Source organism: Serratia sp. ME47 (assembly GCF_903970925.1).
GTDB classification, from domain to species: Bacteria; Pseudomonadota; Gammaproteobacteria; order Enterobacterales; family Enterobacteriaceae; genus Serratia; species Serratia ureilytica.
In genome coordinates this window covers 68,635-74,968 of the sequence record NZ_CAJCKE010000025.1, presented here as the reverse complement: position 1 = coordinate 74,968, position 6,334 = coordinate 68,635, and the positions used below count along the sequence as shown (strand labels likewise).

Genomic DNA, 6,334 nt, shown 5'->3' with positions numbered 1-6,334 from the left:
GTGCGCCGCACTGCAACAGCGCCAGATAGGCCAGCAGCAGTGGATAGCTGTTTTTACCGCACAGCGCCACACCGCAGCCCGGTTCAACGCCCTGATGCTGGAAATCCGCCGCCAGCTCATCCACCTGGCTCTGCAACGCCAGCCAGCTCAGCGGTTGTTCGCCGAGCATCAGCGCCGTCGCCTGCGGCTGAGTGCGCGCCCAGTGCCGCCACGGCCAATCGTTCAACGGCGCCATAGGCACTCCAGCGCCGAGACATCCAGCAGCGGCAACGCGCTGCCCGGCCACGGGCGCAGCACCTGCGCCTGCATCAACCCCAGCGTGTCCAGGCCCGGCACGGTATCCGGCGTCAGCCAATGGGCAATGCGCGCCAGCTGGGTCAACCCCAGGCTGGATTCGAGGCTGGAACTGATCACCGCCGTCAGGCCCGCCGCGTGCGCCTGCGCCACCAGCGTCTGGCAACGCGCCAGGCTGCCGACCAGCGTCGGCTTGATCACGATGGCCGCCACGCCCGGCTCGGCCTGCACCACAAAGTCCGCCTCCCGCACGCTCTCATCCCAGGCGATGGCGATACCGGTCGCCCGGGCGAAGTCGCGCGATTCATCACGGGTCTTGCAGGGCTCTTCCAGGAAGGCGATGCGATCGCGCCACGCCGGGTTAACGTACCTGGCGAAGCCGTCGGCCTTGGCGCGGGTCCAGCTGCGGTTGGCGTCCAGCCGCAGCCGCAGATCCGGCAGTGCCTCCAGCAACACGTTGACGATCATGCCGTCCCGCACCGCCTCATACAGCCCCACCTTCACCTTGGCGACTTTCTCGCCCGGCAAAGCGCTCAATGTCTCGAACAGCTCATCCGGATCGCCGGTGCACAGCGGCGCCTTGCGAAAATCCGCCTGCATCGGCAAACGCTGCTCCAGCTCGGCCTGCGCACAGCTGAGCCCAAAGGCCACCGAGGGCAGCGCGCTGTGCTCCGGTTCGTTGCCCGCCAACCACGCCTGCAGCCAGCCCAACGCGGCCTGTTCGGCCTGCGCCGGCGTTTCCCGGCTGAATTCCGGCAGCGGCGCGATCTCGCCCCAACCTTCACGCTCGCCCTGACACAGCTGCACCACCCATCCGTCACGCGTTTTCAACCGTTGATTGCGCAGCACCACGCCCGCCTCCATCGGCAGGCTGTAACGGTATAGCGCCGCGCTGCGGTTTGCCCCGCTCATTACGGGTTACGCTTGAATTTGCTGAAGTCCGGTTGGCGCTTCTCGTTGAACGCGTTGCGCCCTTCCTGCCCTTCGTCGGTCATGTAGAACAGCATGGTGGCGTTGCCCGCCAGCTCCTGCAAACCGGCCTGGCCGTCGCAGTCGGCATTCAGCGCCGCCTTCAGGCAGCGCAGCGCCATCGGGCTGTTCTGCAGCATTTCGCGGCACCAGCGCACCGTCTCTTTTTCCAGATCGGCCAGCGGCACGACGGTATTGACCAGGCCCATGTCCAGCGCGGCGGCGGCGTCGTACTGGCGGCACAGGAACCAGATTTCGCGCGCCTTCTTCTGGCCGACGATGCGCGCCATGTAAGACGCGCCCCAGCCGCCGTCGAACGAGCCCACTTTCGGGCCGGTCTGGCCGAAGATGGCGTTATCCGCCGCGATGGTCAGATCGCACATCATTTGCAGCACGTGGCCGCCGCCGATCGAATAGCCGGCCACCATCGCCACCACCGGCTTCGGGCAGGTGCGGATCTGGCGCTGGAAGTCCAGCACGTTGAGGTGATGTACGCCGCTGTCGTCGCGATAGCCGCCGTAGTCACCGCGCACTTTCTGATCGCCGCCGGAGCAGAAGGCCTTATCGCCGGCGCCGGTCAGAATAATGACGCCGATGCCGTCGTCGTAACGGGCGTTGGCCAGCGCGTCGATCATCTCTTTGACCGTTTGCGGACGAAACGCGTTGCGCACCTGCGGCCGGTTGATGGTGATTTTGGCGATGCCGTCGGCGGACTTGTGATACAGAATGTCTTCGAAATCGCCGGTGCAATCCTGCCAGGCGATGGCGGCATACAGGTGTTCTTCATTCGGATAAAGCATGTTCGGTTCCTTTAACCAGGGTTAACGAGAAAGGTCTGCAGCTCGGCGACGAAATCCTGCGGATTGGCCAGATGCGCGTTGTGGCCGGCCTGCGGCACGATGCACAACGGCAACCCGGCGTCGCGCGCCAGCCGTTGAAATTTGGGGTCGTTCTCACCGCACAGCACCCGCAGCGGCACGGTCAGTTGGCGCAGCTGCGGCGCCAGATAAGGCTGTCTGCCGAGCGAGGTGGCTTCGAGCATGTCGGCAATCGCCGGGCCGCTGTTGACCGAACGCGCGGCGATCAGCGCCTGGCGGTGCACATGGCTAAGCTCTTTGAACACCGGTTGCTGATACCAGTCCGCCAGGACTTCGGCAATCGGCTCACTGCGAAAACGCGCCGCCCATCGCGCATCCTGCTCGCAACGATCGCGGCGCTGTTGTTCGTCCTCAAGCCCCGGGTTGCCGCCCTCGACGATCACGCCTTGCAGGCCGTCATGGCGGCCGTGGCAAGCGTGATACATGGCGATGCGCCCGCCGAGCGAGTAGCCCACCAACCAATAACGTTCAATATTGCGCAGTTGCAGGGTCGCGGCGATTTGCGCGCTGATGTCGTCGAAGCCGCGGCAGCTCACCGCCACGGAATCGCCGTGGCCGGGCAGATCGATGGCCAGCGACGGCCATTCCGGGCAACGCGCGGCGATCACCCGCCATTCATTGTTGTTGCCCAACAGGCCGTGCAGCCATACCAGCCACGGACGCCCCGCTTCGCCCTGTTGCAAAATTCGCGTCGCCAACATCATTGCACCGCCATCTGTTGTACCAGGAATTGCAGACTCTCGGCCCCTGCGCTCGGCGACACCTGCAGTTCTATCAGCGTGGCGCCGCCGCGCCGCCAGCCTTGCTCAACCGCCTGTTGCAGTTGGCGCCAGTTTTCCGGCCGCGCGTAGTCAAGCTGGAACATCGCCGCCGCGTGGCTGAACTCGACGTTCTGCGGCATGCAGTAAAAGCGTTGGCGCTCCTCGTCCGGCGTCGGCAACAGCGAGAAAATTTGGCCGCCGTTGTTATTGACGACGATCAGCACCGTCGGCGCCGAACAGTGGCGCAACAACGCCAGCGCATTGAGGTCATACAACGCGGAAAGGTCGCCCACCACCGCCAACGTCGGCCTGGCGGTGGCGCGCTGTACGCCGGCGGCGGTGGAAATCAGACCGTCGATGCCGCTGGCGCCGCGGTTGCTGAATACCGGGTAAGCGACAGGCAGCGTGGTTAACGCGTCGATCAGTCGCACCACCAGGCTGTTGCCGAGAAACAGCTGGCCGTTCTCCGGCAGCAGTTCCGGCAGACGGTGCGCCAGCTGCGCTTCGCCAAAGTTATCGTGCAGATGCGTGGACGCCGCCGTCAGCGCCTTATCCGCCAAGACCGCCAGCCCGGCGGCCCACGGCGCGCGCGGTTGCGCCGGATGCTGCGCCAACCACTGCGCCACCCCGGCACGCAGACGCCGCCCACGGTGCTGGGCCGGATCGAGCCGCCCCGGCAGCTCGTCGATGACCCAATACTCTTCCGGCCGACACTGCGCCTGCCACTGCAGCAAGCGTTTACCGGTCAGACTGCCGCCGAACTGCACCACCAGCTGCGCGTCTTGCAACACGCGCTGCGCCTGCGGATGAGCGAGCCATAAATCGGCGCAGGGCAGCGGTTGCCCGGTCTGCGACAGCACATCGCCGATCAGCGGCCAGCCCAGCGTCTCGGCCCAGTCGGCCACCTGTGCGCCCTCTTCCGCGCTCATGCGGCCAGCCAGCACCACGCCGCGTTTTTGCCGCCAGAAGAACCAGTCCGGCTGCGGCGACGGCGCCGCACGCGTCTCGCTTTCCTGCAGCCAAGGCCGATCGCTCTGCCACCAGTCGCCCAGCGCGGCGGACCAATCGGCATACTGACGTTCATCGCCGCCGTACAGCGGTTCGGCGAACGGGCAGTTAATATGCAACGCGCCGTGCTGCAGGCGCGCCATCGCGCTGTCGACGCTGGAGGCCAGCCACGCGGCCGGAATATCCGGCGTAGGACGCGGCAGATCGATCGCCAACGTCGGGTGGCTGCTGTAGAGGCCGTTTTGACGGATCGCCTGATTGGCGCCGCAGTCGATCAGTTCCGGCGGCCGATCGGCGGTGAGAAACACCAGCCGCTCACCGGTCAGGCCGGCCTCGATTAAAGCCGGGTAAAGGTTCGCCGCCGCGGTGCCGGACGTGACAATCACCGCTACCGGCTCACGCGCCGCCTTCGCCAGCCCAAGCGCCAAATGGCCGAGCCCGCGTTCATCAAAGTGGGTATGACAGATAAAAGATCGGTTGGCCGCAGCGGCCAGCGTCAACGGCGTGGAGCGCGATCCCGGAGCGATACAAACATGCCGCACCCCATGGCGGGCCAGCGCCTCGAGCAGCACAGCCGCCCACCGGCGATTAAAAACACTTGTCGACATAGTTCGCTCACAAGTCAGTTAGCAGAGATCGTCCCCGGCGCAGCCGACGGACGCCGCGCCTGTAGTTACGCTCTGTATTATATGAGGTGTTATTTTCACGGCTTTTGCGCCAGCGCAAAAACGCCGTATATCCCTGGGTGTTTACACCAGATAATTATTTGATTTAGAACAAAAAATAAACAATAAATACACAAACACTTTACACCTGCGGCGACATGGTCTCAATCCGTCCGCACAAAAAACAGGGGAATAGCGCCCCGCCTGCGGCGGCTAGCGGAAAGTATAGGCGGGATATGGAAGAACTATCGGAGAAACAGCGGGATGAAGCACACAGTCTGCAGAAAAGAACGAGGCGGCTTGCGCCGCCCCTGGGCCGTGATTTATTTGCGGGCCAGCAGCAGCCCCAGCACCAGCCCGACGGTGGCGCCGATGCCTACGCTGTGCCAGGGTTTATCCCGCACATAGTCGTCGGTGCGGTGCACCGCTTCTTTGGCGCGGGCATAGTAGGATTCGCCGGTGTTCACCCAGCGCGCCTTGACCTCACTCAGCGCCTGCTCGGCGTGCGACTTGATGTCGATGTAGGCCTGATCCGCGCGATCGCCGCTGTATTGCAACACTTCTTCCAGCGTTTCGGTCAGCATTCTCAGATCGTCATCCAGCGTAGTTTGCTCAGCATCCGTATGTCTTGCCATCGTGAGATCTCCGTGGTTGAAAAATTAAGCGTTCCTACACTATAGACAACGATCGTCACCTGCGGCCATCGGACTTTTACCCTAAAACACTAATTGCACCTTGGCGGCCTGGCGCTTGTCGCCGGCAAACTCCAGCGCCTGCGCCAGTTGGTCCCCGGCGAACTCCGCCGACAGCAGCGGCAGCGGATCGACCACATCGCCGGCCAGCCAGGCCACCGCCAGCGCGAATTCCTCCACGAAGCGGAAGGAGCCGAGCAGATTCAACTCCTTGGCGATCAACAGCATCAGCGGGAAATCAGGGAAGCTGCCGCCCATCCCGACCTGCACGACGGTGCCCTTGGCGCGCGTGACTTCCAGGCAGCGCTGCAGCGACGTCGGATGCCCTGCTGCCTCGAAAGCGATGTCGAAATAGCCTTTGTGTTGCTGATATACGCTGAAATCGTCGTCTGCAGCATGCAGACAGCGGTCCGCCCCCATCTGGCCGGCGAGCGCCAGACAGCGCGGGCTGAGATCGGCGCAGACGATCTCGGCGGCGCCCAGCGCTTTCAGCGCCGCCACCAGCAAACAGCCGATCGGGCCGACGCCGGACACGAAAACCGTTTTACCCTTCACCGCGCCGGGCTGTTTCGCCGCGTGGATCGCCACCGCCAGCGGTTCGGCAAATACCATCACCCTGTCGTCGCGATCGGCGGCGTAAGGAATGCACTGCGCACTATCCACCACCTTGTATTGGGTGAAAGCACCGTCAACGTGCGGGAAATACATCGCGCTGCCGAAAAAGCGCATCTCGACGCACTGATTGCTTTGCTGCGCCAGACAATATTTGCACTGCCCGCAGGGTTTGCTGGGATTGAGCGCCACCTTCTGCCCGATCGCCAGCTGCGGCGAATCGCTGGCGACCACCTCGCCGATCGCCTCGTGGCCCAGCACCATCGGCTGGCGTACCTGAAAATTGCCGACCTTCCCTTCCTGAAAGTAATGCAGGTCCGAGCCGCAGATGCCGCCGCGGCGGATTTTCACCAGCGTGCCCTGCCCCTGATAATTCACTTCTTGCGCGATCACCGCCACGTCTCGTTTGCCGTTGACCATGCAGGACTGGGTTTGAATTTTCATCTCAACACTCC

Annotated in this window: 7 protein-coding genes; all 7 read right to left on the bottom strand. The window is 63.9% G+C overall.

What is annotated here, in order from left to right; all coding sequences use genetic code 11:
* Positions 1 to 235: AMP-binding protein (locus H7A77_RS20600; protein ID WP_182074584.1), on the bottom strand; the 235-nt coding region annotated here is incomplete at its 3' end.
* Entirely contained in the window at positions 223 to 1,206 is a 984-nt protein-coding gene (gene menC, locus H7A77_RS20595; protein WP_033643847.1) for an o-succinylbenzoate synthase, read from the bottom strand. The genes menC and H7A77_RS20600, both read right to left, overlap by 13 nt.
* Entirely contained in the window at positions 1,206 to 2,063 is an 858-nt protein-coding gene (gene menB / locus H7A77_RS20590; RefSeq protein ID WP_182074583.1) for a 1,4-dihydroxy-2-naphthoyl-CoA synthase, read from the bottom strand. The genes menC and menB overlap by 1 nt, the downstream gene beginning before the upstream one ends.
* A gap of 11 nt (positions 2,064 to 2,074) precedes the next feature.
* Positions 2,075 to 2,845, bottom strand: a complete 771-nt coding sequence (menH, locus tag H7A77_RS20585; protein WP_046687541.1) for a 2-succinyl-6-hydroxy-2,4-cyclohexadiene-1-carboxylate synthase — start codon at positions 2,843 to 2,845, stop codon at positions 2,075 to 2,077.
* Positions 2,842 to 4,518 carry a 2-succinyl-5-enolpyruvyl-6-hydroxy-3-cyclohexene-1-carboxylic-acid synthase gene (menD, locus tag H7A77_RS20580; RefSeq protein WP_060660438.1) on the bottom strand — a complete coding sequence of 559 codons (1,677 nt, stop codon included), beginning with the start codon at positions 4,516 to 4,518 and terminating at the stop codon, positions 2,842 to 2,844. The genes menH and menD overlap by 4 nt, the downstream gene beginning before the upstream one ends.
* Positions 4,519 to 4,898: 380 nt before the next feature.
* On the bottom strand, positions 4,899 to 5,210 hold the full coding sequence (elaB, locus tag H7A77_RS20575; protein WP_033643850.1) for a stress response protein ElaB: 312 nt from the start codon (positions 5,208 to 5,210) through the stop codon (positions 4,899 to 4,901).
* 81 nt (positions 5,211 to 5,291) lie between these two features.
* Positions 5,292 to 6,323 (bottom strand): L-idonate 5-dehydrogenase, encoded by a 1,032-nt coding sequence (idnD, locus tag H7A77_RS20570; protein WP_033643851.1) that lies wholly within the window; start codon positions 6,321 to 6,323, stop codon positions 5,292 to 5,294.
* Between the last annotated feature and the right edge of the window lie 11 nt (positions 6,324 to 6,334).